Origin of the sequence: Actinomadura soli, from assembly GCF_005889715.1 — a bacterium.
Taxonomy (GTDB): Bacteria; Actinomycetota; Actinomycetes; order Streptosporangiales; family Streptosporangiaceae; genus Spirillospora; species Spirillospora soli.
This window is the reverse complement of sequence record NZ_VCKW01000119.1, coordinates 1-25,804: the sequence shown is the minus strand read 5'-3', so window position 1 is coordinate 25,804 and position 25,804 is coordinate 1. Positions and strand designations below refer to the sequence as shown.

The 25,804-nt window shown below is 68.2% G+C and carries 24 protein-coding genes and 1 pseudogene; 12 read left to right on the top strand and 13 right to left on the bottom strand.

Going from position 1 to position 25,804, the window contains the following annotated elements; all coding sequences use genetic code 11:
• Positions 1–295 precede the first annotated feature (295 nt).
• Together ETD83_RS22620 and ETD83_RS22615 are read left to right on the top strand one after the other, a co-directional pair.
• On the top strand, positions 296–4,579 hold the full coding sequence (locus ETD83_RS22620) for a hypothetical protein (protein ID WP_138647151.1): 4,284 nt from the start codon (positions 296–298) through the stop codon (positions 4,577–4,579).
• Between the two features lie 21 nt (positions 4,580–4,600).
• Positions 4,601–6,277: an AAA family ATPase gene (locus ETD83_RS22615; RefSeq protein ID WP_138647150.1), complete on the top strand. Its 1,677-nt coding sequence runs from the start codon at positions 4,601–4,603 to the stop codon at positions 6,275–6,277.
• Here the strand turns inward: ETD83_RS22615 and ETD83_RS22610 are convergent.
• Positions 6,234–7,793, bottom strand: coding sequence for an MFS transporter (locus ETD83_RS22610; protein ID WP_138647149.1), 1,560 nt, complete (start codon positions 7,791–7,793; stop codon positions 6,234–6,236). The genes ETD83_RS22615 and ETD83_RS22610 overlap by 44 nt on opposite strands.
• Positions 7,794–7,897: 104 nt before the next feature.
• Between ETD83_RS22610 and ETD83_RS44715 the strand changes: the two are divergent.
• Positions 7,898–7,987: pseudogene (locus tag ETD83_RS44715) on the top strand (RNA polymerase subunit sigma-24); the annotation flags it as partial.
• A 295-nt stretch (positions 7,988–8,282) separates the two neighbouring features.
• Complete coding sequence (locus ETD83_RS44710) at positions 8,283–8,486, top strand: hypothetical protein (RefSeq protein WP_230421098.1); 204 nt, start codon at positions 8,283–8,285, stop codon at positions 8,484–8,486.
• A 70-nt stretch (positions 8,487–8,556) separates the two neighbouring features.
• Here the strand turns inward: ETD83_RS44710 and ETD83_RS22600 are convergent, their stop codons facing one another.
• Both ETD83_RS22600 and ETD83_RS46050 read right to left on the bottom strand, forming a co-directional pair.
• Complete coding sequence (locus tag ETD83_RS22600) at positions 8,557–9,015, bottom strand: GNAT family N-acetyltransferase (RefSeq protein ID WP_138647148.1); 459 nt, start codon at positions 9,013–9,015, stop codon at positions 8,557–8,559.
• Positions 9,016–9,047: 32 nt separating this feature from the next.
• Positions 9,048–9,188 (bottom strand): hypothetical protein, encoded by a 141-nt coding sequence (locus tag ETD83_RS46050; protein ID WP_171064380.1) that lies wholly within the window; start codon positions 9,186–9,188, stop codon positions 9,048–9,050.
• Between ETD83_RS46050 and ETD83_RS22595 the strand changes: the two genes are divergently transcribed.
• From ETD83_RS22595 to ETD83_RS22585, 3 genes are all read left to right on the top strand, one after another.
• Positions 9,187–9,390: a hypothetical protein gene (locus ETD83_RS22595; protein ID WP_138647147.1), complete on the top strand. Its 204-nt coding sequence runs from the start codon at positions 9,187–9,189 to the stop codon at positions 9,388–9,390. The genes ETD83_RS46050 and ETD83_RS22595 overlap by 2 nt on opposite strands.
• 475 nt (positions 9,391–9,865) lie before the next feature.
• Entirely contained in the window at positions 9,866–10,216 is a 351-nt protein-coding gene (locus ETD83_RS22590; RefSeq protein WP_138647146.1) for a hypothetical protein, read from the top strand.
• Between the two features lie 204 nt (positions 10,217–10,420).
• Complete coding sequence (locus ETD83_RS22585) at positions 10,421–11,377, top strand: NACHT domain-containing protein (RefSeq protein ID WP_138647145.1); 957 nt, start codon at positions 10,421–10,423, stop codon at positions 11,375–11,377.
• An 82-nt stretch (positions 11,378–11,459) separates the two neighbouring features.
• Here the strand turns inward: ETD83_RS22585 and ETD83_RS22580 are convergent, their stop codons facing one another.
• From ETD83_RS22580 to ETD83_RS22545, 8 genes are all read right to left on the bottom strand, one after another.
• Positions 11,460–12,458 carry a TolB family protein gene (locus ETD83_RS22580; protein ID WP_138647144.1) on the bottom strand — a complete coding sequence of 333 codons (999 nt, stop codon included), beginning with the start codon at positions 12,456–12,458 and terminating at the stop codon, positions 11,460–11,462.
• Complete coding sequence (locus ETD83_RS22575; protein ID WP_138647143.1) at positions 12,455–13,675, bottom strand: MFS transporter; 1,221 nt, start codon at positions 13,673–13,675, stop codon at positions 12,455–12,457. Before ETD83_RS22575 ends, ETD83_RS22580 begins: the two co-directional genes overlap by 4 nt.
• A gap of 152 nt (positions 13,676–13,827) precedes the next feature.
• Entirely contained in the window at positions 13,828–16,278 is a 2,451-nt protein-coding gene (locus ETD83_RS22570; protein ID WP_138647142.1) for a N,N-dimethylformamidase beta subunit family domain-containing protein, read from the bottom strand.
• A 475-nt stretch (positions 16,279–16,753) separates the two neighbouring features.
• Positions 16,754–18,538 (bottom strand): family 20 glycosylhydrolase, encoded by a 1,785-nt coding sequence (locus ETD83_RS22565; protein ID WP_138647141.1) that lies wholly within the window; start codon positions 18,536–18,538, stop codon positions 16,754–16,756.
• A gap of 208 nt (positions 18,539–18,746) precedes the next feature.
• Positions 18,747–18,977 (bottom strand): integrase core domain-containing protein, encoded by a 231-nt coding sequence (locus tag ETD83_RS22560; protein WP_138647140.1) that lies wholly within the window; start codon positions 18,975–18,977, stop codon positions 18,747–18,749.
• Positions 18,941–19,186, bottom strand: coding sequence for a DDE-type integrase/transposase/recombinase (locus ETD83_RS46045; RefSeq protein ID WP_138647139.1), 246 nt, complete (start codon positions 19,184–19,186; stop codon positions 18,941–18,943). Before ETD83_RS46045 ends, ETD83_RS22560 begins: the two co-directional genes overlap by 37 nt.
• A complete protein-coding gene (locus ETD83_RS22550) occupies positions 19,186–19,563 on the bottom strand; it encodes an IS3 family transposase (RefSeq protein WP_138647138.1) in 378 nt (125 codons plus the stop codon). The genes ETD83_RS46045 and ETD83_RS22550 overlap by 1 nt, the downstream gene beginning before the upstream one ends.
• Positions 19,564–19,625: 62 nt before the next feature.
• On the bottom strand, positions 19,626–19,922 hold the full coding sequence (locus ETD83_RS22545; protein ID WP_171064378.1) for a transposase: 297 nt from the start codon (positions 19,920–19,922) through the stop codon (positions 19,626–19,628).
• 716 nt (positions 19,923–20,638) lie between these two features.
• On the opposite strand from ETD83_RS22545, the gene ETD83_RS42710 reads away from it, so the two are divergent.
• Positions 20,639–20,800: a hypothetical protein gene (locus ETD83_RS42710; RefSeq protein ID WP_171064377.1), complete on the top strand. Its 162-nt coding sequence runs from the start codon at positions 20,639–20,641 to the stop codon at positions 20,798–20,800.
• 204 nt (positions 20,801–21,004) lie between these two features.
• On the opposite strand, the gene ETD83_RS22540 is transcribed toward ETD83_RS42710, so the two are convergent.
• The gene (locus ETD83_RS22540) at positions 21,005–21,229 is read right to left on the bottom strand and encodes a hypothetical protein (RefSeq protein WP_138647136.1); all 225 of its coding nucleotides are present in this window, start codon (positions 21,227–21,229) and stop codon (positions 21,005–21,007) included.
• A gap of 240 nt (positions 21,230–21,469) precedes the next feature.
• On the opposite strand from ETD83_RS22540, the gene ETD83_RS22535 reads away from it, so the two are divergent.
• From ETD83_RS22535 to ETD83_RS22525, 3 genes are read left to right on the top strand one after another with little or no spacing between them, the layout of a single operon-like run.
• Complete coding sequence (locus tag ETD83_RS22535) at positions 21,470–21,745, top strand: hypothetical protein (RefSeq protein WP_138647135.1); 276 nt, start codon at positions 21,470–21,472, stop codon at positions 21,743–21,745.
• Positions 21,746–21,772: 27 nt separating this feature from the next.
• Positions 21,773–22,798, top strand: coding sequence for a hypothetical protein (locus ETD83_RS22530; protein WP_138647134.1), 1,026 nt, complete (start codon positions 21,773–21,775; stop codon positions 22,796–22,798).
• Complete coding sequence (locus ETD83_RS22525; RefSeq protein WP_138647133.1) at positions 22,795–23,856, top strand: ankyrin repeat domain-containing protein; 1,062 nt, start codon at positions 22,795–22,797, stop codon at positions 23,854–23,856. Before ETD83_RS22530 ends, ETD83_RS22525 begins: the two co-directional genes overlap by 4 nt.
• A 1,050-nt stretch (positions 23,857–24,906) precedes the next feature.
• Here ETD83_RS22525 and ETD83_RS22520 read toward each other — a convergent pair.
• Complete coding sequence (locus ETD83_RS22520) at positions 24,907–25,371, bottom strand: MerR family transcriptional regulator (protein WP_138647132.1); 465 nt, start codon at positions 25,369–25,371, stop codon at positions 24,907–24,909.
• A 157-nt stretch (positions 25,372–25,528) separates the two neighbouring features.
• On the opposite strand from ETD83_RS22520, the gene ETD83_RS22515 reads away from it, so the two are divergent.
• Positions 25,529–25,804: alpha/beta hydrolase (locus tag ETD83_RS22515; protein ID WP_456236755.1), on the top strand; the 276-nt coding region annotated here is incomplete at its 3' end.

Genomic DNA, 25,804 nt, shown 5'->3' with positions numbered 1-25,804 from the left:
ACCCCGGAGCGCTTCGCCGACGCGACCGAAGAGCTTCTCCGCGCCCCGCGTCCGCTCCGCCGATCCGCCGCCCGAACCCGTGCCGAGCAGTACCCCTGGGCCACCACGACCACCCGAATGCTGGAGATCCTCCAAGGCCCCTGACCACTTCAACAGGCGGCCGGTATCACCGCCCGGCCGGGCCCTTCCCACATTCCCGAACCACTCTCCGAGCCCTCGTCACTTGACGGCCGATGCCGGTCGATTCCCGCCTCTGTCCGTGCGTCGCCTTCTACGCTGTTGGAAGGGGACCATCATGACCTTTGCGGACTCCGAACTCGCCGCCGAGATCGCGAGCCTGGCGCGTGACGCGCTGCCGTCACATCTCAGTGCCGCTGGACGGGTGAGCCAGCTCGTGCGCCTGTTCGAGGACGACCGGCGCCTGCTGCGCCGGGTTGATCCGACGGTCCGCGTCTGGGACGGATACGAGAGAGACCTTGCGATCGCGTGGGAGGCCGTCGATACGGCTCTCGTTGAAGCCCCGGAGAGAGTCGCCGCTCCGTTGGACGTCTTAGTCCGGTTCGCGCTGGTGCGGAGCACGCTGGTCACGACTGACGACCTTCCGCCCGCGCTGGTTTCGGCCGCCGTCGACACAGGGTGCTGGACCGTGTCGCGGGCGCTGTCCACGATCGGCCGGCTCACCTCACCCGGTCGGCGGGCCGAGGGCTGCTACCGGCTACTTGCGGGTGGTCAACTGGAGCAGGGCACTCGACGGACGGTTGCGGCGATGCTGGTCGAGCTGGCGGCGCTGCCCCGAGATGAGCAACCGAGCAGGACCTTGCTCGGAGGTGTCCATCTGCTCGGTGCCGAAGACCGGACCGAAATCGCGGCACGGATCGAGGACACGGCGCGGATCGATTCGGTGCGCCTGCAGCCCGCGCAGGCGGCGAAGCTCCTCGGGTACGAGAACCTGATCGCCAGCGAGACGGTTCCGCTCTTGGAGCTGGTTCCTGAGCTGCGGCGACGGCGGCTTGTCGAGCGGCTGGCCACGACGCTCGTCGATGCGCTGGAGAACATGCTCCGTGAGGACCGGTCGACCGCGCCGACCGAGGAGGCGGCCACTCCGCCCATCGCCCAGCTGGGCAATGACGTTCTTCGTTCGCTGGTAGATCCGGCCTACCGGCTGCCCGAACTTTGCGACGCACTCCTCAGGCTCAGGCCCATCATCGCCGACCAATCAGGCTCAATGCAGCTCCTTGCACGTGTGGACGCCCTGATGGCCGCGGCCCAAGATGTGGGCCCCCGAGGTGAGGGAGAGCCGGAGGACGGTGGATACCTGGCCTCGATCCGCAATATCTTTCGCCGCTCGACGGCCCATCCCTCCGAACCCACCATCCCGAACGAAGAGGATCCGGAGCCCTCACGGGTCGTTGAATCCCTGGCGAAGGTCCAGGACCGAATGATCCGTAAGCGCCTGCCTCACGGGGCAGACACACCTTCCCGCGATGCCGTCCCTCCGACGCCGGGCGAATCGGATGGCCGCCAGCAGTTCCTGCAATTCGCTCAGCGTGCGGGGGGTGCCGCCGTCATCGCGTCGGTGGCCACCGTTCAAAAGCTCGACGATGCATCGATTTCGACCCTGGTGTCGGCGCTCTATCAGCCGGATGAGCTGGCCGGCCAGATCGTGCTGGCGGATCTGATCCAGGAGCATGGCGAAGAGATCGTCGGAATGTACGACGACCAGCCCGCCATCACGGTGGTCGTGCGGAAGGTCAAGGGCCACCTCCTTAAATGTGCCCTTGAACATTCCTACAAGCAGGGCGGTCTGGCCAGCGCCTGGGACGGTGTCCCCGAGGACCAGGTGATGGATGCGGACTTCCAGCCCGCGCTCGATCTCGCACTGGCCCTACCGGCCGAAGCACAGCGCCATTCCTACTGGCACACGTTCGAACAGGGATTCCCCGCGAACGTCCGATCAATTCCTCGCCTGTCCGCGCTCGCCGTACTGCTGCCCTATCTGAATACCGAGCAGATGGACCAGGTGTTCCTGGAAATCTGCAGGATTCCCGATGGCACGGTCCGCCGGCTCGGGATCGAACTCGTCGCCTTCAGGCTGTCGCGCACGCAGGTGAGCGAAGCCATCGAGATCATCGAGGCGGCTCCAGACGCCCGGGAGCTCGGCTGGCTGTTCGGCGAACTGATCCAGCTGCTGCCGCGAGAGGACGGCCGCCGAGAGCTGATCGAGCGGTGGACCGCCGAAGCCTCGGCGCTCATCGACGGCGGTCCGGATCTGGCCGAGGCGACGCTACGGAAGATCGAGAGAGCGGCTGGCATCCGGTGGGCCGAGACAATGGCGAACCTTCGCAGAATGGACGCCAATCAGCGTCTTGACGCCGCGGGGGGCCTGGCGGAGAACGTGGACGGCCCGCTGCCCGCGGAACTGGCGATGGAGATCATGGATCTCCCGCCCGTCAACGACCGGAACATGTACAGCTGGCGGGCACTCGCCCTTGTGGCCGCCGCCGCCCGCCTCAGCGACGACTGGCTGCCGGCGGCCTGGCAGGCCGCCGCGTCCCTCCCGAAACGCTTGGACGTCGGCGATGCCCAGATGTGGGGATGGTCATGGCAGTACGAATATCCGTTCGCGGCGGTAGTGCTCGCACTCGCCCCCCGGCTACGCGGCCCGCTGGCCCGGCGCGCCTTCGAAGCGGCATGCGAGATGCCCTGGGAGCCCCGTGAACAGATTTTCCGATCGCTCGCGGAACATTCTGACACCGCACTGTCCGGTGATCTCTTCGATCACGCGGTGTTCACCTACCGGTCCTATTGCGCGATCGAAGGCACGGTCAAGCTCCCCTATTCGCTTGAAGGCACGTACGTCGTCCAGTCGATCGACGAATTCCAGGCGATGCGCGAGGTTCAGCTCGCCGAGCTGATCGCCCTCTTGGCGGAGCGGCTGGACGAGCGAAGGATGGCCGAGGCCACGCGGCTCGCCTGCGACTTCTCCAACGCCGGGCCGCGATCCTGGCTGCCGTCCCGACTGCTTCCACAGCTGGCCCCAGAACACCGGGCGCTGCCTCTGGCGTCGGGGCTCGTCGCGTCGCTGGAATTCCTTTTCGATGACCCTGGCCGCCTCGATCTCATCGCCGATCTCATTCCTTACCTGCGGGAGGAGTTGAGTCGTCGCGCGGAGCCGGCGCGCAGGTTCGTCGCGCAACGCTTCCCCGAACGCCGCGAGGGGTTCCTGCTCGACTCTGACGAGTTGCGGAGTTTGAATGCCGAGGACGTCGACGAGTACCTCCGCCTGGTGGGAATCGAGGACAAGGAGGCGATGACGGCCCACCTGCGTGCTCCCGGCGACGAGCGCAAACGGGAATACCTGCGGGAGATCATCCTGCGCCCGATCTTCGCGGCCAATCTGGAGCGCCACCTGACACAGGTCCTGACGGCGGCGCCACCGACGGCGCGTGCGGAACTCCTGCGGCAGGCGGCAGACGTCCTGGAGCCTGACACGCATCGGGCAATCGTCGAACACACCCTGACACAGCTCTTGCATGCACCCTTGAGCATCACCGAACGGCTTGAAGGGCTCGCCGCCCTGCTCCCGGTCCTCCATCAAGGGTGGCTCGATGAGCTGGTAGAGATCATCCCGTTGACGGCCGCGACCGACCCGGTCGACGAGAGCGCCGCGAGCCGCCGCATGTTCCGACTGTTCATGGACGACCTGGCCGAGTCCGAGGCGTCCAAGGCCATGCGCTTCAGTGACGCCCGGCACAATGCCGTCGTTCAGATGGCGAGGCAGAGTGACTGGGGCGACCGCCTGACCGAGACGCTCGGCGTCTTCCATAGCGAGTGTGCCTTCTTCCTCGAGGACCTCTTACCTCAGCTCAGCCCACCGGCCGTCCAGCGCCTGGTCGATCACCTTGACCGGCTTCCCGACCTGGACCTGGCCGGGCCGATCGTGATGCTCATGCCGCTGGTCGATGACGCCGTGAAACGGCGGCTCAGATCCCGTTTGCGCCGGATGAACTCACCGCTGGCCCGGTTCTGGGTGATGTTCGCCGGCCAAGAAGAATTCGAGGGCGGCGAGGCCGAGTGGGCGCAGTTCGCCAGGGACACGGCGGAACTGTTCCAGGACCCCCTTTCAGCGGGCGCCTCCCTCTGCCTCCTGATTGGATACGCCGACGAGGAGAGCAGGCCGCACTGGCGCGAGTGGGCGCTAAGCCACACTCTTCATCTGGATGAGGCCGACACCCTACGGCTTGTCACCGCGGTCGCGGCGACCGGCCGTCGGGGCGACGAATCGGCCACCACTTTGATCAGGACAGTCTCCGGGCTCCCGCCCGAGGCGGCCTACCGGGGCGCGCTGATCCTGGCGCGGCTCGGGATCGACCTGCGGACACAAGCCGCGGAGAATGCCGGCGCCCTGAACCTCGTCATCTCCCGGCGCCTGCGCGGGCTCGCCGAGCGCGGCCGGGGACGGCTGCTCCGCTCACTGGCCGAGGACGCCGTGCTGTTCAGGGCCATGGGCACCGACGACGGCGTTGCCGAGATCGCGGCGATGGTCCAGGACGTCTGCGTTGACTGGCGATGGCCCTGACTCAGCAAGGGATGTAGGCAAATGGTCACGGAGATCTTCATCGGCTGGGCCATCGAGTCGCTGCTGGGCACGGCGCACGCGCAGATCGTCAGTGCGTTCACCGGCGGCGACCGGCAACTCATCCTCGACCGGGCACTGCGGACTGTTCACCTGGCCCTGCCGGAGTCGGCGCATCGCGACATGCTCATGGAAGGGGTCCGTTCCCACCTGGGGGGACGCAGCCCCCGCTGGTACGACGACGCCCTGGGGACCCCGAGTAGCCTGAACGAGGCCCTGACCTGGCAACTGGAACCGCTGGTCGTGGGCTCCTTCGGACGCGACCCGCGCGAGGCGATGACCGGTGCGGAGCTCCTGGCCGGGCTTCACCTGAGACTGGACCAGATCGTCTCGGCGGTGGAGGCGGCGCTGGAATCGGCCGTCCGATCCGTCGCCGCGGACCGGGGCGGGCTTCCAGAACAGCTCCGGCAGCAGGACGTCGCGCGGCAGGTCGAGCTCCTGACCTACATCAAGGAAAGCCTCAGGCAGGCCGCCGACCCGGAAGGCAACGAACCGCTCGTCGACGGCAACCAACGCGATCTCATCGCCGACAAGACGGCGGAGTTCGTGGGGCGCGCCGAGGTCTTCACGGCCATCACGGAATTCCTCAACACCAGCGACCGCGGGTTCTTCATGGTCGAGGGCGATCCCGGGTCGGGAAAGACGGCCATCCTGGCCGAGTTCGTCCGGCGGACGGGCAGCGTGGCACATTTCAATATCCGAGACCAGGGCATCAACAGCTCCACTCACTTCCTGGCCGGTCTCGGCTCGCAACTCCTGACCCGTTATGGAATCGCCCGGACACCGAAGTCGGGTGGATCCGGAGAGCAGGGCCAGACCCTGAACCGGCTCCTGGCCGGCGCCCGTAGCGCGCTGGCATCGGCGGAACCGCTGATCATCGTGGTTGACGCGCTCGACGAGGTCGACCTGACCACCGAACCGGCCGGGGCCAACGTTCTCTACCTTCCTCCTTCCCCGCCGCGAGGCGTCTATTTCCTGCTCAGCCGTCGCCGCAAGACCATGCCCCTCAGGGTCGACGCGCCCATACAGACGTATGACCTGCGCCGTCACCTCGACGACACCATGGCCGACATCCGAGAATTCCTCCGTCACAAGGCCGGGCAGGACCCACTGCGGCGATGGCTCGAACACCGGGAGATCTCGAATTCCCGGTTCGTCGAGGTATTGGCGGGCAAAAGCGAAGGCAATTTCATGTATCTCAGATACGTGCTGCCCGAACTGAGCAAGGGCGCCCACGACACCCTCGATCTGGAGGAACTGCCCCAAGGGCTGGAGAGTTACTATGAGAGCCACTGGTCGATCATGGGGATGACGGACCGTCCCCTGCCCAAAGCGCGAATCTGGGTGATCTACCTGCTCTGCGAACTGGCCCGCCCCGTTTCGAGCCGCGTCATCGCCGAGATTCTCCGGCGAGTCGATTCCGGCGTGGATGCCTTCATGGTCCAGGAAGTGCTGAGTGACTGGCGGGAGTTCTTCCGACCTCAAGAAGTACCCGGCAGCGTGATGTACAGCGTTTACCACACCAGCTTTCGTGACTTCCTGCACCGCCAAGACATCGTGGCGAGTGCTGGACTTACCCTTCCCGCCGTCAACGGCGTCATCGCCGATGTGCTGTGGGAGCACGAGTACGGTTCACCGTAACCACCTCGACGCTGGAGGCGTCCTGCTGCTCGGCGCCATCGGTGTCCGTGTCGCTTCCCGTGTTCTCGGCGGCGGCCTGTCGCCCGGGGTTCGGGGTGTTCATCAGGACGGCGACGATCAGCGCACCGGCCACGAGGATCCCCGCGGCCCAGATGCTGGCCGTCGAGAAGCCTTCCACCACCGCCTGTTTGGCGATGGCCGGGCTCCTGCCGTGCGAGGCCAGGTAGTCCACGGTCGCGTTGGTGGCGATGGTGTTGAGCAGCGCGGTGCCGATCGAGCCGCCGATCTGCTGCGCGGTGTTGACGCTTGCCGAGGCCACGCCCGAGTCGCCCTGGTCGACGCCGTGGGTGGCGTAGTTGATGGCCACCGGCATGATCATGCCGGCGCCGAGGCCGAACAGGAGTTGCACGACCAGCAGGCCGCGGGCATAGGACGTGCCGGGTTCCAGGGTGAGCATCCACAGCATGGCGACCGAGCCGATGAGCATGCCGGGAACGATCAGCACCCGCGGCTGGACCTTGGGCAGCAGCCGGGTGGTGAGCCCCCCGGCCGATATCAGGACCGCCGTGGCCATCGGGAGGAAGGCCACGCCCGTCCTGATCGGCGAATATCCCTTGACGACCTGCATGTAGTAGGTGAGGAACAGGAACGCGCCGAACATGCCGACGACGGTCAGGCCGACCGCGAGGTAGGCGCCGCCGCGGGTGCGGCTGGCGATCACGCGCGGCGGCAGCAGCGGATGCGCCACCCGGCTCTCGACGAAGGCGAACGCGGCGAGCAGCACCGCGCCGGCGGCGAACAGGCCGACGACCGTCGCCGAGCCCCAGCCGTCGGACTCGGCGCGGCTGGTGGCGTACACGACCGCGACCAGACCGCCGGTGACCAGCAGCACGCCGGGGACGTCGAACCGGGCCCTGCCCTCACGCCGCGACTCGGCCAGCACCGCGTACCCGCCGATCGCCGCGACCGCGGTGATCGGGATGTTGACGTACAGGCACCAGCGCCAGTCCAGGTAGTCGGTCAGCGCCCCGCCGGCGAGCAGCCCGATCGCCCCGCCCGCACCGGCGATGGCGCCCCAGACGCCGAACGCCTTCGCGCGGTCCTTCGGCTCGGTGAACGTCACGGTCAGCAGCGACAGCGCGGACGGGCCGAGGAGCGCGCCGAACCCGCCCTGCAGGGCACGGGCGGCCAGCAGCATCTCGAAGTCGCCCGCCGCGCCGCCGAGCGCCGACGCGCCGGCGAATCCGATCAGCGCGACCAGGAAGGTCCGCTTGCGGCCGGTGTAGTCGGCGATCCGGCCGCCGAGCAACAGCAGGCTGCCGAACGCCAGCGTGTAGGCGGTGATGACCCACTGCCGGTCGCCGTCGGAGATCCCCAGATCCCGCTGCATCGACGGCAGCGCGATGTTCACCACGGTGGCGTCCAGAATGATCATGAGCTGGCCCAGCCCGATGAACAGCAGCGCGGACCAGCGGCTCGGGGCGACCGATGGGCCCTGCGCCTTCGTGGTTGCCATGACTTCGTCCTCACTCGTTGAGTCGCGTGCCGCACGGACCGTTCGCGCGGCGTCCTGACGATCACGAGATGCCGGTGACGGGGCCCTTGTGACAGCGCGGCCATGTGACGTGCGCCACCGACGCCGAAGACGTCGTCCAGGAGACCTGGCTGCGGTGGGCGCGCGTCGATCTCGACATGGTGCGGGACCAGCGGGCCTACCTGGTCCAGATCGCCACCCGGCAGGCGCTCGGCCGGCTGCGGACACTCGGTCGCCGCAAGGAGTCCTACCTTGGCCCATGGTTGCCCGAGCCGCGGCGCACCGCACCCGACGTGGCCGCCGACGCCGTACTGGCCGACAGCGTCTCGACGGCGATGATGCTGGTGCTGGAAACGTTGGCGCCGACCGAGCGCGCGGTGTTCGTGCTGCGCGAGGTCTTCGACCTCGGACACGGCGAGAGCGCCGAAGCCGTCGACAAGAGACCTGCTCGACATCCTCGCCCAGGATGTCGTGGCCCTAAGCGACGGCGGCGGCATCCGCCACACGGTGCAACGCCCGATCGTGGGGGTCGGCAAGGTGGGCCGCCTGCTGAACGTCGGCCTCAAGAGGCTCCGCGCCGGGACCTCGTTCGAGCCGACCCAGGTCAACGGCCGGTCGGCCCTGATCATGCGGCTCGACGGAAAAATCGACACCGTTGTGCGACAGTGGGATTGAACCAGTGCCCTCTACCGTGTCGAGTCGTGCGAGCCTGCGGATTAAGAGCGCATGAGCATGCCGTCACGACTCAGCGTCCGCAGCGGTCCACACGCTCCCAGGGCCAGTCGGTGATGATCCAGCGTGCGACGGCGTTCGCGAGTGGTACGTCGAGGGCCGATCTGTCGGCCCGTACCCAGGACTTCACCGTGGCATCCCACTTCTCGGAGGCTGAGGGATACAGGTAGACGCACCCGATGACATCGTTGTCGGCTGGGTCGAGGACGGTGAAGGTGAAACCGGCCCCCTGTGTGAAGTCGTCGGCGTGGCGGCGAAGGTCGGCGAGGTTTTGCTCGAGCGTCATGCCGCTACGCGGTGGCCAGTTGCCGTCGAGAAAGCCGGGAGTGGAGCGTATGTGCTCGATGCTCGACATCCAGGCGGCGTGGTCGGCCTGATTGTGCTGTGGCCCCAGCGGTTCGAGATGGAACCGGTCGGTGGCGAGAAAGGTCGGCGGATCGAAGCCGATCGGCACGAACTCATCCAGGGGCATGACCGGGACCATACTCCGCTGGCAGTCGAGTGTTATGGGATGTCCGAGGCTTCGAAGGTGTTCACGTCGGTGGTCGGATCGTTCGCGAAGCGGTGTGCGAGCCGCGTCTCCATGATCTCAAGTAGGTGCCGGACCGCCCTGCCATTGCCGAAGCCTGGGGATTGCCGGGCCATGTCCAGCCAGGAGGCAGCGCGGTGGACGGTGTGCAGCCTGCCGCGATCACACCCGGTAGACGCGTCCGAGTTCGCGAGCGACGACGAGATCCTCAGAGCGGCCTTTGCGCTTTTCGCCGAGGTCCTGGACCTGTGCCCGGGCACCTACTACGGCTCCAAACGCCGCCACCCTCACCTCGCGCCCGGCGTGATGCGGCGTTGATCGAGCAGGTCACCGACGCCCATCAACCAGCTACGGCACCTACCACGTGCACCAGCAGCTACGCCGCCAGAGCGTGCAGGTCGCCCGCTGCACAGTGGAACGACTGACGTGCCGCGCACGCCCGCCGCGGAGTGCGCGGCGGAGTCCGGCTGCTGCGTTCGATGGGCCACCTATAAACAACGCAACAGGCTCGAGCGCACATCGGCTGGCTGGGCAATGGCAGGGTATCGCCACTCGATTCGACAGAATGCACCCACAACTCTCGACGGAATCAAATTGGACTGTTCCACTTTACCTGCCCCCTTTTACAGACCGCTTCGCGGACGATAACAAGGAAGACGGCAGAAGCCACGGACAAGGTGATCTGCGGCGACCTGATGGAGGTCTCCGTCGGGCGAGCGACGGTGCACCGCGTCCTGGACCGAGCCGGAGTCCGTGCCGCCCCCACCACTGCGACCGTCAGCGGAGATCCGAGATGACCCCTTACCCCGACCAGCCCACACCGGCGCCCACGCCGCCGACGCAGTGGGTGACCTTCAGCTTCGAGGCGTATGCCGACGGCGTCCGCACCGGTGGACGCTGGTCCGCGGCGTGCTCTGCGCGCACCGGGGGAGAAGACCGTGCCTGGCTGCCCGACGACGGACGCGCCCTGGCAGCGCTCCCCGACGAGGCCGCCGCGTACGAGGCCAACCCCTTCATCTCCAACTCCGACGTGCGAGAGCTCCCGGACTTCCGGACGCCTCGCCCGGCGACCGTGCCGTATGAGGCGTTCGCCTCCATCACCGCCCCGGCGATCAGGCCCGCCGGTCTGGGAGCGACATTATGACGTCGCCCGGAACGTTCACCATGGCCAGACCAGCCGACCGCCATTACACAATTCTTGTCGTCGACATCAAGGAATTCAGCCGGTTCACAACCCGACCTGCGCAGCTCAACGCCAGGTGAGGGTGTTTATGGCGCACTGGAAACCGCGTTCGAGCGCTCGGGAGTCGCGTGGGTGAACTGTATTCACGAGGACCGTGGGGACGGGGTGCTGGTTCTGATTCCCGGTCACCTCGCCAAGCTTCCGCTCGCGGCGCCGCTGCCGGAGGAGTTGGCGCGCGCCCTCGGTGAGCACAATGCCGCGCTGCCGGAGTCCGAGCGGCTCCAGTTGCGGGTCGCGTTGCACGCCGGTGAGGTCGCCGGAGACAGCCACGGTTACACCGGAACCGCCATCAACCTGGCCTTCCGGCTGGTCAACTCGGCGCCGCTGCGAGGGGCTCTGGACAAGTCGTCCGGCGTGGTGGCACTCGCCGTGTCGACCTGGTTCTACGACGAGGTGGTCCAGCATCACGACGCCGCGCGGCCGAAGTCGTATCGCCGCGTTTTCGTGGAGAACAAGGAGACCCGATCCGATGCGTGGATCAGCCGCCCGGATGACCCCTACCCGGACCGGAAATCGGACGACGACGTCATTCCGGATCGCGATTTCGAGGAACGCTTTGTCGATTTCGTTCGTGAGGACAACGCGGGTTTCGAGTTGTTCAGGGTGGCCAGGGGGCGTGGTTCGAAGGACTATTCCTTCGACAAGTACTACGTCGTCCCGCCGATCACACGCCGGCAGGTGGCGACGCCCATGCCGGAGCTGACCGGTGCGGGCACGGACTCCGCCAACGCCATCGCCGGCGCACGGCGGGTGCTGCTGCTCGGCGGCGCGGGCGCCGGCAAGACGACGTTCCTGACGTGGCTGGCCAACAACGTCGCGCGCCGGCACGGCGAGGAGGGCCCGTGGCATCGGGTCGTGCCGTTCCTTATCTACCTGCGCCACTTCGCGGAGACCGACCTGCCGGACGATCGAGAGCTGCTGCTGACCGCCGTCGCGCCCACGCTCGCCGAGGAGAAGCCCGAGGGCTGGGTCACCTCGGCTGTGGTTCCAGCTCGTGCCAGAGGCCAAGAGCGTGAAGATCGCGTGCACGTGGACCTGCTCGCGAGTTCTGCCTGTCCCTGAGGTCTGTTCCGTAGCGGCTGCAGGACTCGATCGTGGCAGGTCGAGGCGGCGGGCCCCGCGAGCGCGGCGGGGTTCCGCACGTCTAGAGGTCGCCGCCGACCAGGGTGGGCGAGTCGGCGTCGGGGATCAGCAGCCGCGGCTTTCCGCCGTCGACCGGGGCGGTCCAGATGTCGGCCGTGGTGCGCCCCCCGGCCGTCTTCGGCACCGCGTACATCACCCGCTTCCCGTCGAGCCATGCCACCTGGTCGTCCACGCTGCGTGTCTCGCCGAGCGGCCACTCCCGCCCGGTGCGCAGGTCGAAGACGTGGAAGCGCCAGGCGTCCTGTGAGGTTTCGTTCACCCGCTTCTTGAAGACGACCCTGGTCTGGTCGGGGGACAGCGACGGGCACTCCGCGTTCTCCCGCAGCGCGGTCAGGGTGCGGCGGGCCAGGTCGCCTCTGACGAGGTAGGTGTGGCCGGACACGGCGACGGTGGCGAAGAAGGTGTTCGAGTCGGCGGCGAAGGTGACGCCCCAGACGTTGCGGTCGGCGCTGGTGTCCTTCGACCCGTTGACGAGGAAGGTGAAGCGCTCCAGGTTCGCCAGCGGGCGGCCGGTCTCGCCGTCGTAGATCACGGTCTCCGTGGAGAACCCGAGTGAGATGTAGCCGTGCCCGTTGACGAACACCGTGGTCGCGAAGTGCCGCCCGCCGGGGGCGACCCGCGCCCGGCTGGGCACTCCGGCCAGCGGTTCGTCGCCCGCCTCCCGCAACCGGTCGTCGAGCCGTACCAGTTCGTACGGTCGGCCGGGCACGCCTCCGTCGCGCAGGCACAGTGCCCGTTTCGCCCCGGCCGCCACCCGCAGGCACCGTGGCCCGGCGAGCACGGGGTTCTCCACGGCGTCCGGTGGCGCGTAGGCGATCCGGCCCTGGTCGGCGCCCGGCCTGAGAGACCTGAACACGATGTGCTCGTCGCGGAACAACCCGGGGCCCGCCTCGCCCGCGACCGACGCGCCGTCCCGTCCGAGCGCCGCCGTCAGCACCGTGCCGGCGGCCACCCCCACGAGCAGGACGGCCAGTGTGAGGATCACGCGGGAACGGTTCATCGAAGTCCTCCGATCAGGGAGACGGCGGCCAGGACCGCGGCGAGGGCGGCGGCGAACGCCCACAGCGCCGTGGACGGTCCCGTCAGCGCCCACAGCGCGCCGAAGGAGAGGGCGGCCAGGCTGCGGCCGAGCGCCACGCAGGTCTGCACCGCGGAGATGACGGTCGCCCGGTAGCCCGCGGGGACGATCGCCGCCGTGGCGGCGGGGAGAACGCCGTCGGTCGCGGCGTAGTAGAGCCCGAGCAGGGCGAGCGTCGCGGCGGCGGCCACGGGGCCCGCCCCGGAGCCCGCCACGGCGTAGGCGAGCAGGATCATCACATGGCCGGCGATGAAGACGCGCGACCTGCCGAAACGGTCGGCCAGACGGCCGAACGGCACCGCGGCGGCCAGGTAGACGACCCCCGTGGCCAGGAACATCAGCGGGAAGACATGGGTGGAGATCGCGTCGCCCTCCAGCAGCACCAGGTAGAGGAACGCGTCGCTGATCGTCAGCGCGGACAGCGCCGCCGCGGTCAGCAGGATGCGACGCACCCGCGCCCGTCCGGCGACGAGCCGGGCCACCCCGGCCAAGGTGATCCGTGGCGCGTCGGCCGCGGCGGACGGACGGCTCTCCTCGACCTTGCCGATCAGGAGCAGCACGCCGAGGCCCGCGACGCACATGGAGACCACGAACACCGCGTCGAAGTCCCCTGGCGCCGCGGCCATCAGGCCGAACGCCGCCACCGGGCCGAGCAGCGCTCCCAGGGTGTCCAGCGCGCGGTGGACGCCGAACGAGCGGCCGAGCGTCGCCGGCGGCCCCGAACCGGCGATCAGCGCGTCGCGCGGGCCGGTGCGCAGGCCCTTGCCGATCCGGTCGAGGCCGGTCGCGGCCGACAGCGCGGCGACGCCCGCGGCGGGAAGCAGCAGCGCCTTGGCGATCACGCCCAGCCCGTAGCCGGCCACGGCCACCGCCTTGGGCCGCGTGAACCGGTCGGCGACGTAGCCGCCGCCGACCCGGGCGGCCACCGTGCCGGCCTGGTAGACGCTGTCGAGCACGCCGAACGCCATCGGGGAGAGGCCGAGCCCCACGGTGATGAACAACGGCAGCACCGCGGTGACCATCTCGGTGGAGATGTCGGTGAGCAGGCTGACGAATCCGAGCACCACGACGGTGCCGGGGACCCGTCCGACGATCGAACGCCGGGTCTTGGACGGTTCACGCGTGTCGGAGGACGCCATCCCACGAACGGTTATGTACACGGGCCGGCCTTTCTTCGGGACCTGGATTCCGTTCCGCCGGCCGGGCGGGCAGGGTCGGTGGAGCCGGCCGGCGGATCGCGAGGCCCGGAGCGGGGCGAGTGCCGCCGCCCCGGGCCTCGCGTCACCGCGGCCTAGCCCGTGCCGGGAAGCGGGGCGCCGGAGGTGAACTTGTTCAGGACGTTCTCGGTGATCCGCGTCATGTCGTTGTTGTAGCCGTTGTGGAAGAACTGGCCGCTCCACACCATCGACGCGGCCGAGAACACGGCCCCGCCCTTCGGGTAGTGGATCAGCGTCACGTCGCCGCGCACCATCGGGTTGGTGTCGCCGCCCTCGAACAGCGACGAGGTGTTGATCTCCTCGACGACGTGCATGTACTGCTCACCGAACCGCTGGGAGGTGCCGAGCACGATCGCGTTGGCCGGGGTTCCGAGCGCGTAGTCGACGCGGTCGACCTCCTCGCCCATCGGCCCGCCCGGGCTCTGCAGGCTCGGCATGTCGTCGCCGATGCCCTTCTTCTTGGACACGCCTTCGAACACCCAGGCTCCGGCTTCCGAGTAGCTCGCCTCGGAGCGGTCGAACGGTTTGTTGTACTGGGCCGAGCCCGTCGGATTGCCGAACCCCTGGGCGGAGAAGCCGACGCCGACCAGCTCCTGCGGCGGTGTGCCGCGGAAGCGCCACAGCCCGCCGTACTCGCGGTCGGTGCTGTGGTAGTACTCGCCGGGGGCGGCCTGCCACGCCTCGGTGCCGTCATGGCGGCGCAGCTCGGAGTAGTTCCTGGTGTTGTCGAGGGCGGTCACCCAGTAGAACCCGTTGCCGCCCAGGTACATCAGCCGTCCGCCGTCGTTGAGCCAGCCCTTGATCGACTCGAACTCGGTGGTGGAGATGTACTCGGGGTGGGTGCCGGTGATCACCGTCTGGTAGCCGTCGAGGATCTTCCTGCCCTCGCGGTCCAGATCGTGGTCGGTGATGTAGTCGACCTCGTACTTCTTCGTCTCCAGCCAGTCGTAGATGTGGGTGTCCGCCTCGAACGCCCAGGGGCGCCCCTCGCCCTTCGGGCCGGTCGTGAGCGAGCGCAGGTTCTCGATCGGCCGCCGGTGGGTGGAGTAGACGTATCCGCTGCCATCGGCGTGGTCGGAGTACTGGCTCATGGTGCCGCCGGTCTGGCCGTAGGCCAGGTAGGTCAGCGTGGGCACCAGCATCGCTATCTTCGACGTCCGCTTCTTCGGCCGGACCACGAACGTGGCGTGGTAGACCTTGCCGTCGGCCTCCAGCCGGGCGGCGTAGACGCCGCTGCGGGCATTCTGCGGCACCTTCCAGGTGAACGAGGGCTTCCACACGGCGTCGCCCAGGTCGTCCTCGTGGAAGTACATCGCCCCCCACTGCTTCGGGTCCTGGTTGTAGTTCATCGTCTTGCGGTCCCAGGCGTGGCCGGTCAGTGCCCGGACGGGAAGGTTCACCGCACGGCCGTCCAGGCCCTGCGAGCCGCTGCCGGCCACCCGGTCGCCGGACATGTGCTTGGAGAAGTCCCACGCCGCGGATGGACGTGGCGCGTGCGCGCCCTTGGCGATGGCGTCCAGCTCACGCTTGCCCAACGCCCGGTCGTAGAGGGCGGGCGACTCGATCTTGCCGTTGTAGAGGCCGGCCGGGTGGTCGTCGCCCGAGCGGTTCCAGTACGCGGCCATGAGCAGCGGGTCGGCGGAGTGCCGGAGGTCCCGGCCGCCGATCTGCTTGGTCACGGTCGCCCCGGAGTCGTCCGGGTGCGTCGAGACCGGCCGTTGCGTCACGGTGACCTGGCCCGATCTCGCGTCGAAGGACGCCGCGACGAAGTACCAGCCGGAGTTGTTGACGTGCTGCGGCCGGGGGTTCTTGGAGAAGTACATCTCCGGGCCGCCCATCGCGGGCGCCCAGGGCTTGAGCTTGACGCCCGTCGAGACGGTCTCCGCGCCGACCCGCAGTGCGGCCGCGCCGGTCTCGTCGATGAACAGGCCGTAGCCGCGCTTGTCGGCCTCCGACCACTTGGTGACCAGCCCCTGCGCCCGAGGTGTGCCGACCGGCGTGCGCTTCAGCGCGGTCCTGTTGTAGGGCGATCCCGGGATCGTGGACGGGGCGATCCACGTCGCGATGGTGAATCCGTCCTTCGGCCTGAGCTGCCCGCGGTCGGGCACGGTGACGTACGAGCCCAGCGGGAGCCGCTGGTCCGCGCCGGGGTAGGTGCCGTTGACCGGGGTGTCGATCACCTGCTCCTTGACGCCGGGGCCCTTGGGGTCGGCGTCGCCGTGGGTGACCCTGACGATGGTGGACGTGAACGTCTTCGCCTTCGTGCTCGCCATGATCTTGACCGACTCCCCGGGCTCGACGCTGAGCCGGTCGGGGTAGCCGCTGATGCCGAGACCGTCCAGCCGCTGCTGTGGGGGCACCGGCTCGGTGGGAAGCGGCTCGTCGGGCACGTAGTTCACCGGCGCCGCGGCGTCCGGACTCGCGAGCCCGGCCGCGTGGGACTGCGACAACGCCGGAAGGGTCGCGGCCACCAGGACGCCCACGGCCAGCACGGTCGTTCTGGGTCTCGCTCTGGACTTTCTCATGGAACCTACCTCGGGATGGGGGTGGGATGGGGGTGCGAGGCGTGTGGGCGGGAGAGCCGAGAAATATCCGCTTATGAGGATGTATGTAGTCCTCTGGACAAGAGAGTCCGTTGAGCGCAGAACGATCGAAAGAGGAAGATCCGGGACGGCGTCGAGTGGTCCCGTGCATGCGTTGAGCGCGCCCGCCACGTGCGACGAACGGTCGAATCTCCGCGGCGAACGGTAAACACCACCGGCCAGGACGTGCCCTGTCACGAGCCGGTCGGCCACCGACGCCGAACAACGCGACCGCCCTGCCCAAGACCACCGGTCAAGCCGCGGCCGGGCCCGGCGCAAAGACCGTGCCCTGCACTGCCAGCAGCCTTAGAGCGGAAGACACCCCACATCAAGCTGATCGGTGATCTGACGGCGAGGACGAATGCCGGCTCCGGTCGGGGTCACCTTCGCCCAGACGGGTCGGCCGGTTCTCTGGCCGTCAGCATGGCCCGTTGTCGGTCCAGACGTTCTGGGTGTTGTTGCCGGGCGTGTCGCCCCGGGTCCACCATCGGGCGGTCCAGGTGTGGTCGTTGTACGACACCTGCTGACCACCGACGTAGGCCGCGGTGGGCTCCCACGCGGGTGCGGAGCACGCCCCCGGGTTGCCGGTGTCCCACGGCACCTGGCTCGATCGATAGAAGTCGACACCCATGACCTGCCACCGCGGTCCCTGCGCGGCCAGCCGCTGCCGGAAGGCGCTCCAGTTGTGGGTGGACTGCGGCGACCAGCCGAGCTCGGCGATGGCCGGCAGCCGGGGGAAGGCCATGAACTCTATGTCGTCGATGTTCAGCAGGGTCTCCGACCACAGCGGCGCCTCGACGCCGAACACCTGCGACTCGCCCACGCCGGACAGGTACGCTCCGGGATTCCACTCGTAGGCGGTCTGCACCTCGATGAAGCCCGCCCAGCTCAGCCCGAGACGCGTGCTGGAGTTGTACTTCATGTCGAGGTAGGCCTTGTTTGCGGGGGACATGAGGATCTTGTTGCCGCGACGTGCCGCCGCCTGGACCCCCGCGTGCGATGTCCCCGTCTGCCAATACTGCGGTACGGCCGAGGTGGGCGGGGTGGCGTCGACGATGTCGTGCCAGCCCATCGCGGTCTTTCCCTGCTGCTGAACGAGCGGCAGCACCTTGTTGAGGAACGTGACGTAGTCCTGCTGGGACGTGGAATTGGCCTCGTCGCCGCCGATGTGGAGGTAGGGGCCGGGGGTGAGCGCCGCGACCTCGCGGATGACGTCGGCGACGAACCGGTAGGTGACGTCCTTGCCGATGCACAGCGAGCTGTAGCCGACCTGGATGTCGGTGCGGCGCGGCGGCGCGACGTTGTTGCAGTTGAGCTCCGCGTACGAGGCCAGCGCCGCGTTGGTGTGGCCGGGCATGTCGATCTCGGGGACGACGGTGATGTGGCGGCTCTGCGCGTAAGCGACGATGTCCCGGTACTGGTCCTGGGTGTAGTACCCGCCCGGGGTGCCGCCGACTTCGAGCTCGCCGCCGTACGTCGCCAGCCGGGGCCAGCTGTTGATCTGTATCCGCCAGCCCTGGTCGTCGGTCAGATGCAGATGCAGATGGTTGACCTTGTACAGGGAGATCTCGTCTACGTACCGCTTGACCTCGTCGACGGTGAAGAAATGGCGGGCGACATCGAGGTGGGCGCCGCGATAGGCGAACCGTGGATGGTCGACGATGCGGCCGCCGGGGATCGTCCACGGACCCGGTTGCGTGCTGGTGCTCTCGACCGCCGCCGGGAGAAGCTGCCGCAGCGTCTGCACACCTGCGAACAGCCCGGCGGGCTGATTCGCCCGGATCACTACCGCGGACGCCGTGACGTCCAGCTGGTAGCCCTGGTTGCCCACGGTCGGGTCGGCGCCGGTGAGCAGCAACGATATGCCGTCGGTGGGCGTAGAGGGCGCGGTCTTGACCGGCAGCGGGTAGCCGGTCGATCGGCGCAGAAGCGCGGCGAGATAGTCGCCCACCCCGGCCGAACCCGGCTGGATATAGATCGCCGTGCCGCTTGTGATCGCGTGGTCGGCGCCTGTGGCCGGCTCGGTCCTGACCGGCACCGGGACCACGTCCTGCATGCTCGCGACCTGGACGGCGGCGGGCGCCGGAGAAGCGCCCGCACGCACGGCCGGCCCCGCACCGGCCACTGACAGCGCCAGCGAGGAGAGGATGACCAGGAGCTGCTTGGAGCGCGATCGCGCGCGCGGGAGCCGGGTGGAGTTCATCGGAGCGGACCCTTCAGCGGCGGGGAATTGAAAGGTTTGTTGCCAGTTAGGACCCTTCCCGCCCCGCTGTCAAGGGGTGTCCTGAAGTCCACCGGAGCCGGGCACCTCACGGACTTCACCTACCTGCCCAGTACGCCGCCTGCCATAAAAGCGGCGGCAGTCTGCCTGGACTGAGCTTCCCCCCGTTGCACGGACGCCAACGGTGAGGTCACTCGCGGGTGTCTGAGGGCAGGTTGAGCCCTTCGAACGTGACGGGGCTGTGCATTCCGATGCTGGAATGACGCCTATGCGGATTGTACCAGCATTCGATCCATTCGAAGACCGCGCCAGCCAACTCTTCCCTGGTTTTCCACGCGCGAGTGTCGTACAACTCCAGTTGCATCGTCCCCCAGAACGACTCCATCATAGAATTGTCGTAGCAGTCACCGACCGTGCCCATCGATCCGAGCAGCCCGGCATCCCGGCATCCCGTAGACGTTTCCCGAAAGCCCAGGACGTGTATTGCGTTCCGTGGTCGGAATGCAGGATGGTCGAGCGCGGTGGCGGGGTGCGCCGGGTGACGGCCATGGCGAGTGCATTGATGACTAGATCGGTGTCCTGCCGGGCATCGATGGACCAGCCGATGATCCGCCTGGAATAGGCGTCCATCACAGCAGCGCAATACAGTTCCCTTCCGTTGTAGGGTGCTCGGTTATATCGGTAAGCCACAACCGGTCGGGGCCGGCGACGTCGAAGCGGCGCTGCACCAGGTCCTCCTCGGTCGCGGCGTTCACCAGGTTGCGGCGGCCTCGACGCCAGTAGACGCCCTGCAGACCGGCCTGGCGCATCAGCCGTTCCACCCGCTTGCGGTTCACCTGCTCACCCAGCCCGAGCGTCAACTCGGCATGCACCCGCGGCGAGCCGTAACTGCCGCGCGATTCGGCGTGAATTTCGCGGATCATCTTCGTCAGGTCCTTGTCGCGCAGCGCACGCGGTGATTCGGGCCGCCCCAACCAGTCGTAGTATCCCGAGGTGGAGACGTTCAATACTCGACAGGCCACCGCGACCGGGATCGAGTCGGCGGCGAGTTCACGGACCAGCGAGTAGATTACTTTGGGAGGACGTTTTCCCTGGCGAAGTAGGCAGCGGCCCGCTTGAGGATCTCGTTCTCGGTCTCCAGCTGCCGGTTACGGCGCCGCAGTTCGGCCAGTTCCTTCTTCTCGGCGCTCGTCAGGCGGCCGGACTCGCCCTTTTCGCCGTCGTCGGCGTCGGCCTGGTTCACCCAGTTCTGCAGACAGGACCGGCTGATTCCCAGGTCCTTGGCGAGCTGGACCAGTGACTTGTCACCTTGGCGCGCCAGCTCGACGGCGCGGCGTCGGAACTCGGGCGGGTGTGGCGAGGGCATGACGGACATCCTTCCTGATGATCACAGGTGACCTCAGGTCAGCAGTCCGTGCTGCAGGGGGAAGCTCAGCTGTGCGTTGATCGGGGCGTATGAACTGCTGATGCGGCAGGTCAGGCAGGCATCGCAAAGTAACCATTCGGCGCCCGCACCCGGATCCTCTGAGCAGGTCTCAGGTCCCTCTGCGGCTTCCTACGAAGCTCCGGCCCCTGATGCGGACCTGACCGGCGTTGACCTGGCTTCTTACGAGGAATCTACGAGCGTAGAGAACCTGTCGAAGACTGCTGATGGCGGTCAGAAGTACGGCATAGAGGACTTCATAGGAACCGCTGATGTAGTCCGACAGCCTGATGCGGGTGAGGCGAGCGGTCTCTCTCTGGACAGCGGTAGACCGGTGGCCCGTCTGCAGCGCCAGGCTTGGCAGTGGGCAGTGGCCAATCGCACGCGGACTGGGGACCTGCCTGCAGGAAGGGAGATCGCCGAGCGCTTTGGGCGGTGCGGGCGTTGGGGGCGCCTGGTCAAGCAGACCGGCCTCGCGGGCAGGTTCGACCGGCACGCCAACGCGCAAGTGTGAGCCTCCTGCAGGGCACGCAGAACAGGGGAACAAGCTCGACCAGGCTTCTCATGGTGGAGGCTGGCGCGATCGAGCGATCCGATGGGCGACCACCATCAGGGTCATCGTGCTGGCCGGCGTCGCGGCAGTGCTGTCCTAAAAGCACATGTACGAGCTGGTTCTCCAGTACGGGGAGACCTCGTGGGGCGCGGCGCTGGTGTCGGTGTCGGTGTCGGTGGACGGGATGATCGCGGTCTCTTCCATGACTTTGCTGGCCGACTCGCGGCGGGGCGACGCAGTGGCTTTCTACCCTGAGCGCTGCTGGTGATCGGAAGTGCCGCGGCCTGGCGCCCACGTGGCCGTGGCCGAGCCCTCGCTAGTGAACTGGCTGAACGGCTGGGCTTGTGGCCTTCGACACGTCGGTCAGCGGATGGATCTCTGCTGATGACACGGCTGACGCCAGCGGTCGGCGAGGGACCCCGCCCCGGCCGCGTGGCGTCGGGTGGTTGCGCGGTATGGGCTGACCTTTGGGTCAGGTCCGCTTCCATCGGCTGCAGGTGGTGGCCTTTGGGCTGCTTTCACATACCCGGTAGTCGTAGATCGGCCATTCAGCGCGGCGGGTGCCGCAGTGGGGACCGCTACCGTCCGGGTCGCCACCGGTGGTGATCTTGAAGAACTCGACGCGGTACTGGGCGTAGACGCCGTGCCCGTCGCGTTCCCCGTCGCACCACTTGATCTGGTGGGGGTCGCGGGTCACGCAGGCGATGTCGGTGCCCTGGGTCTGGCAGGTGTCGTGTGCTTGCGCCGCCGTCGCCGGGGCGAGGACGAGTGCGCCCCAGATGGGGACGACGGCGAGCGCCGCCTTGGCAACCTTTTTTGAACGTCATCTCGACGGTCCCTTCTATCGGGTAGCACGCGTCTCGGCCAGCTGGACCTGCTGGCCCGCGACACCCTCGCTGAGGCCACTCGCCGCCACGGCCACGGGGATCCGGCGAGCATGCTGCTGGTTGAACGGCTCGACCAGGTCGTCTTCGACCACGCCGAGGGTTACAACTGGCACTTGGCACAGACCTGGCGGACCCGGGTCGCCCTGCGCGTCCTGCTCGCCATGGGTGAGATCACCACGGTCCCGATCCGCGCCAGTGACATCGCTCGGCTGCACGCCCTTGCCCCGGGCAACCCCGATCTGCGGAGCCGTCCGATCCTGACGATCCTGGCCGAGGCCGACCTGCTCACCGAAGATCGCCCCAGCACGCTGGAAGTCTGGTTCTAACGCAGCACCAACGACCTGCCCGAGCCCATGAGCAGCGAGCTGCGTGTCTGGTTCGAGGTGCTGTATCACGGCAGCACCACCCCACCACGATGCCGGCCACGGGCACCGGTCACCATCAAGACGCGGCTGCGGTGGGCCCTGCCGACTCTGACCACCTGGGCACAGACCGGCCATCACTCCCTGCGGGAAATCTCCCGCACCCAGATCATCGAGGTACCGCCCACCAGCGGCAACCCGCGCGTCAAGCTCGCCCGAGCCCCGCGCTCCATTCTCACCACGCTCAAAGCCCGCAAGATGATCTTTACCGATCCCACCGCACGGATCCGCGTCGGCAACATCGAACGCCGCACCCCGCTGCCTGCCGATACCGCCCGGCTGGGCGAGGCGTTTGAACTCCGCCGATCCCCGCAACCCGCGGCCATGGCCGCCCTGCTGATCTTCCGCGGTCTGCGGCCGGTCGAACCGCGCGACCTCAAGCCCACCGATATCCGTGACGCGTTGCTGCCTGCCCGACCGCACCGTCCTGCTGGCCGAGCCGGCCAAGCCCGGCTTGCCGCCTACCTCGATGACCGCCATTGCCGATGGCCCGGCGGCCGCAACCCTCACTTCTTCCTGCACTGGCTGAGCGCCTCGGACACCGGCCCGGTGAGCCGCCATTGGGTCAACGGCCGCCTCGGCATGACCGCCATGGCCGCACGCCAAGACCGCATCGTCGACGAAGCTCTCGCCACTGGCGGCGACATGCGGCGCATCTGCGACCTGTGCGGCGTGACCATTACCACCGCCGAGCACCATGCCAGCGTCCTGGGCCACCCACGCTCGCCACGGCGGCCGACGCTCCTGCCGCTGACCAGCCGTGAGCCCAGCCAGCCAATCACGCTCACACGGCCGCCGGCGACCGATCGCGGTAGGGTGAGGGGCCGGCGCTGGAGGGCGCCGCCGGGTCCGCGGGCAGGACAGAGTCCACCTCCATCCCCAGACCAACAGGCCGACCCGATGACCATCTCTTCCGGCCTCGCCGCGGACCACGGGGCAACGAGGAGAACGTCATGACCGACCTGCCCGCCCAGCCCAACCTGGACCAGCTGCGCCACCAGGCCAAAGACCTGCTCCACGCCGCCCAGCGCGGCGACCCGGACGCCATCACCCGGATCGGTTCGGTCGCCGACCGCATCACCCTGTCCGCGGCCCAGCTCACGATCGCCCGCGAATACGGATTCGCCAGCTGGCCCAAGCTGAAGCTGGAAGTAGAACGCCGCGAGATCTTCAACAGCCGTGACATCTCCCGCCTGGCCCGGCTCCTGGCCGCCCACCCCGACCTGGCCACCACGAAGATGCAGCACTGGTGCGACCACCTGAACGGCGCTGACCCGCTCGGCTACATGGCCATGCTGCGTTTCGACCACGACCGGCTCGGCCTGCCAGCCGACCTGCCGGGCACCGGCACGATCGCCAGGGCCCTGATCGAGGCGGGCGCACCCGTCGACGGGCATCCCGGCGACAAGGAAACACCGCTGATCACTGCGGCCAGCTACGGTGACGCCGAGGTCGCCCAAATGCTCATCGAGGCCGGCGCCGACATCGAGGCGATCTCCGCACCCGACTCCGGGGGCGTGCCCAGCGGAACCGCGCTGCGGCACGCCGCCGTGTTCGGCATGACCGCCGTCGTGGACGTCCTCGTCGCCGCAGGCGCCAGGATCGACAGCCTGGAGATGGCCGCCACCGCGGGAGACATCACCGGCTGGCCACTGCACCGGTTCCCCACACAAAGCCATATCCGGGCGCTGGTGTTCGCCGCCCACCACCAGCGACTGGACGTCATCGACCAGCTGATAGACGCAGGAACGCCGGTCAACGAACCCGATGCCGAATGGCAACGGCTGCCCCTGCACGTCGCGGCCGGCAATGGCCGCCCCGCCAGCGTGCGGCGACTGCTCGCCCACGGCGCCGACCCCAACCTCCGCGACCCCAACCAGAACCGAACCCCGCTGGAGCAATGCCAGCAGGGCAACCGGCACCTCGATGACCCCAGCCACCAGGAGGTCGCGGCCATCCTTGGTCCCCTCACTCTGGACCCGGGCACGTCGGCCCGCGAGCGCTCCAGTTCCTGAACCCAAGTGCCTGGACTCGCTCACCAGGCCTCAACACCCTTGAGTTCCCGGTGGCCGACCCTTCGGAATGCGCGAACCCACCGCTCTTGGTCAGGAACCGTTGTACGGGTGGCTGGTTGGCCAGCCGGTACATGATCCACAACACGGCGCCGCAGATCCCCAGCACGACGGCGAGCACGACCTGGCCCAGCAGCGTGCCGTAGGGGGCCGAACAGTCGGGACGCAGCGCCAATGCCGTACCAAACAGCTCTAAGATCACTGCGAGCCCGCGGATGGTGGTGCGGAACCCGGGCGGCCTCGACCTCGCGCCGCCCGGCCACGTCGGCTGCCACCAACGCCGCCAGATCGTTGAGTAGCCGCTGAACGCCGCCGCCTGGCACCTGCGACGCTTGCAGCAGCGCACCTGCGACCAGGTCACCGACCGGATCGTTGAGGTCCTCAGCCAGCCGGCACAGCGCTTCCTCGGCTCGCAACCCGGCCCGGAGGCGCGCGGCAGCAGGTTCGGTCGCGGCCGGTGCGTGTCGGACGCTGGTCTGCAGAGCGTCTTCCAGCCCGTGGCTGGTGCCGAGCAACCCGGAGACCTGGAGCGCCCCGTGTTGGGTGGAGGCCCTGCATGGCCGCCCGGACAACCTCGGCTGCGTCGACGCCGGTTCCGAGCGGCTGAGCTGGACGCGACTGTAGGCGGCGGTGGTTTCGTCCGCGTCTAACTCGGGCCACGCCCCTGTCGTCAGGTTGCCGTGTTGACGAGTCTCAGTAACGCCCAGGGGCTTGCGGGGGGGAGTATCTCGTATGTCACCCCCCGTGAGGGGCTCGGATGATGCGGGAGTCCCAAGACCGAGTGTACGCAGCTGCCCGCCGTGATGTACGGGATGGCTGTCGATCCGCGCTGGGATGCGCAAGCACGGTGTCTCGCCCCGACGGTGCGTCAGGCACTGGAGTCGGCGTGGCCGAAGCCGCGCAAGTAGATGGCCCCGCGGGCGACGCGGCTTGATCCCTGCAAACCGGTGACCCGCTCCTCCTACGAGGCCCTGGAGCACATCGACGAGATACTCACCGCAGCGCCTGGACGGCGGTGTGGTCGGCCGCTGTCTGCTCGCCGGGGTACCGGTGAGCCTCTTCGTCCTGCGCTGAGGTGTGCGGGGCGTCCTTGGCGCGACAGGACCGGCCGGTGAGCATGTTGGTGCCGGCGCCGGTGATGACGGAGTCGAGCCGGTTGCGGGTGTCGGTGAGGTCGGCGATCTGCCGGTCGATGTGGTCGCGCTGGGCGGCCAGCCGGGCGAGCAGTTCGGGCGTGGCCCGACCGTCGACGACGCACGGGATGAGCTCGGCGATGGTCTTGCTGGACAGCCCGGCGGCGTACAACTGCTGGATCAGCCGGACCCGGCCGACCGCGCCGTCGGGGTAGTGGCGCTGACCGCTGGAGCTGCGTTCGGCGGCGAGCAGTCCCTGCTGCTCGTAGTACCGCAGGGACCGGACGCTGACCCCCGTCCTAGCGGCGAGATCCCCGATGCGCATCCGACCCCCTTACGTGATGTGCGGCACACACCTTTGCCTCTGACACCAATGTCAGGTTTTAGCGTACCCGGCATGAGGCTGATCGCCTCCATCTCAGTCCGGCCGTGAACCGCCACGGACCGGCCACCGCACAGAACCCCAAGGAGGGGAAACACCCATGACCACGTCCGCTACCGCGGCGACCGCCATCACCGACGGCCTCGCCGCCGCCCCGATCGTCTCAGTCAAGCCGATCGTGCTGCCCGCCCCCGAGCGCGGCGAGGACCTGCACGTGCGCGTGTCCGCGCCGGTCACCGGACGCGACCTGCCCATCGTCGTGTTCGCACACGGCTTCGGCTCCAACCTGGACGGCTACGCACCCCTGACCGACTACTGGGCCGCCCACGGCTTCGTGGTGATACAGGCCACCCACCTGGACTCCAGAAGGCTGAAC

Excerpts from the sequence above, each read along its gene's own strand:
- ETD83_RS22620 (WP_138647151.1), top strand. The coding sequence starts at position 296 with ATGACCTTTGCGGACTCCGAACTCGCCGCCGAGATCGCGAGCCTGGCG.
- ETD83_RS22615 (WP_138647150.1), top strand. The coding sequence starts at position 4,601 with ATGGTCACGGAGATCTTCATCGGCTGGGCCATCGAGTCGCTGCTGGGC.
- ETD83_RS22610 (WP_138647149.1), bottom strand. The coding sequence starts at position 7,793 with ATGGCAACCACGAAGGCGCAGGGCCCATCGGTCGCCCCGAGCCGCTGG.
- ETD83_RS22600 (WP_138647148.1), bottom strand. The coding sequence starts at position 9,015 with ATGCCCCTGGATGAGTTCGTGCCGATCGGCTTCGATCCGCCGACCTTT.
- ETD83_RS22595 (WP_138647147.1), top strand. The coding sequence starts at position 9,187 with ATGTCCAGCCAGGAGGCAGCGCGGTGGACGGTGTGCAGCCTGCCGCGA.
- ETD83_RS46050 (WP_171064380.1), bottom strand. The coding sequence starts at position 9,188 with ATGGCCCGGCAATCCCCAGGCTTCGGCAATGGCAGGGCGGTCCGGCAC.
- ETD83_RS22590 (WP_138647146.1), top strand. The coding sequence starts at position 9,866 with ATGACCCCTTACCCCGACCAGCCCACACCGGCGCCCACGCCGCCGACG.
- ETD83_RS22580 (WP_138647144.1), bottom strand. The coding sequence starts at position 12,458 with ATGAACCGTTCCCGCGTGATCCTCACACTGGCCGTCCTGCTCGTGGGG.
- ETD83_RS22575 (WP_138647143.1), bottom strand. The coding sequence starts at position 13,675 with ATGGCGTCCTCCGACACGCGTGAACCGTCCAAGACCCGGCGTTCGATC.
- ETD83_RS22570 (WP_138647142.1), bottom strand. The coding sequence starts at position 16,278 with ATGAGAAAGTCCAGAGCGAGACCCAGAACGACCGTGCTGGCCGTGGGC.
- ETD83_RS22565 (WP_138647141.1), bottom strand. The coding sequence starts at position 18,538 with ATGAACTCCACCCGGCTCCCGCGCGCGCGATCGCGCTCCAAGCAGCTC.
- ETD83_RS22560 (WP_138647140.1), bottom strand. The coding sequence starts at position 18,977 with ATGGGCACGGTCGGTGACTGCTACGACAATTCTATGATGGAGTCGTTC.
- ETD83_RS46045 (WP_138647139.1), bottom strand. The coding sequence starts at position 19,186 with ATGGACGCCTATTCCAGGCGGATCATCGGCTGGTCCATCGATGCCCGG.
- ETD83_RS22545 (WP_171064378.1), bottom strand. The coding sequence starts at position 19,922 with ATGCCCTCGCCACACCCGCCCGAGTTCCGACGCCGCGCCGTCGAGCTG.
- ETD83_RS42710 (WP_171064377.1), top strand. The coding sequence starts at position 20,639 with ATGTACGAGCTGGTTCTCCAGTACGGGGAGACCTCGTGGGGCGCGGCG.
- ETD83_RS22535 (WP_138647135.1), top strand. The coding sequence starts at position 21,470 with ATGCTGCTGGTTGAACGGCTCGACCAGGTCGTCTTCGACCACGCCGAG.
- ETD83_RS22530 (WP_138647134.1), top strand. The coding sequence starts at position 21,773 with ATGAGCAGCGAGCTGCGTGTCTGGTTCGAGGTGCTGTATCACGGCAGC.
- ETD83_RS22525 (WP_138647133.1), top strand. The coding sequence starts at position 22,795 with ATGACCGACCTGCCCGCCCAGCCCAACCTGGACCAGCTGCGCCACCAG.
- ETD83_RS22520 (WP_138647132.1), bottom strand. The coding sequence starts at position 25,371 with ATGCGCATCGGGGATCTCGCCGCTAGGACGGGGGTCAGCGTCCGGTCC.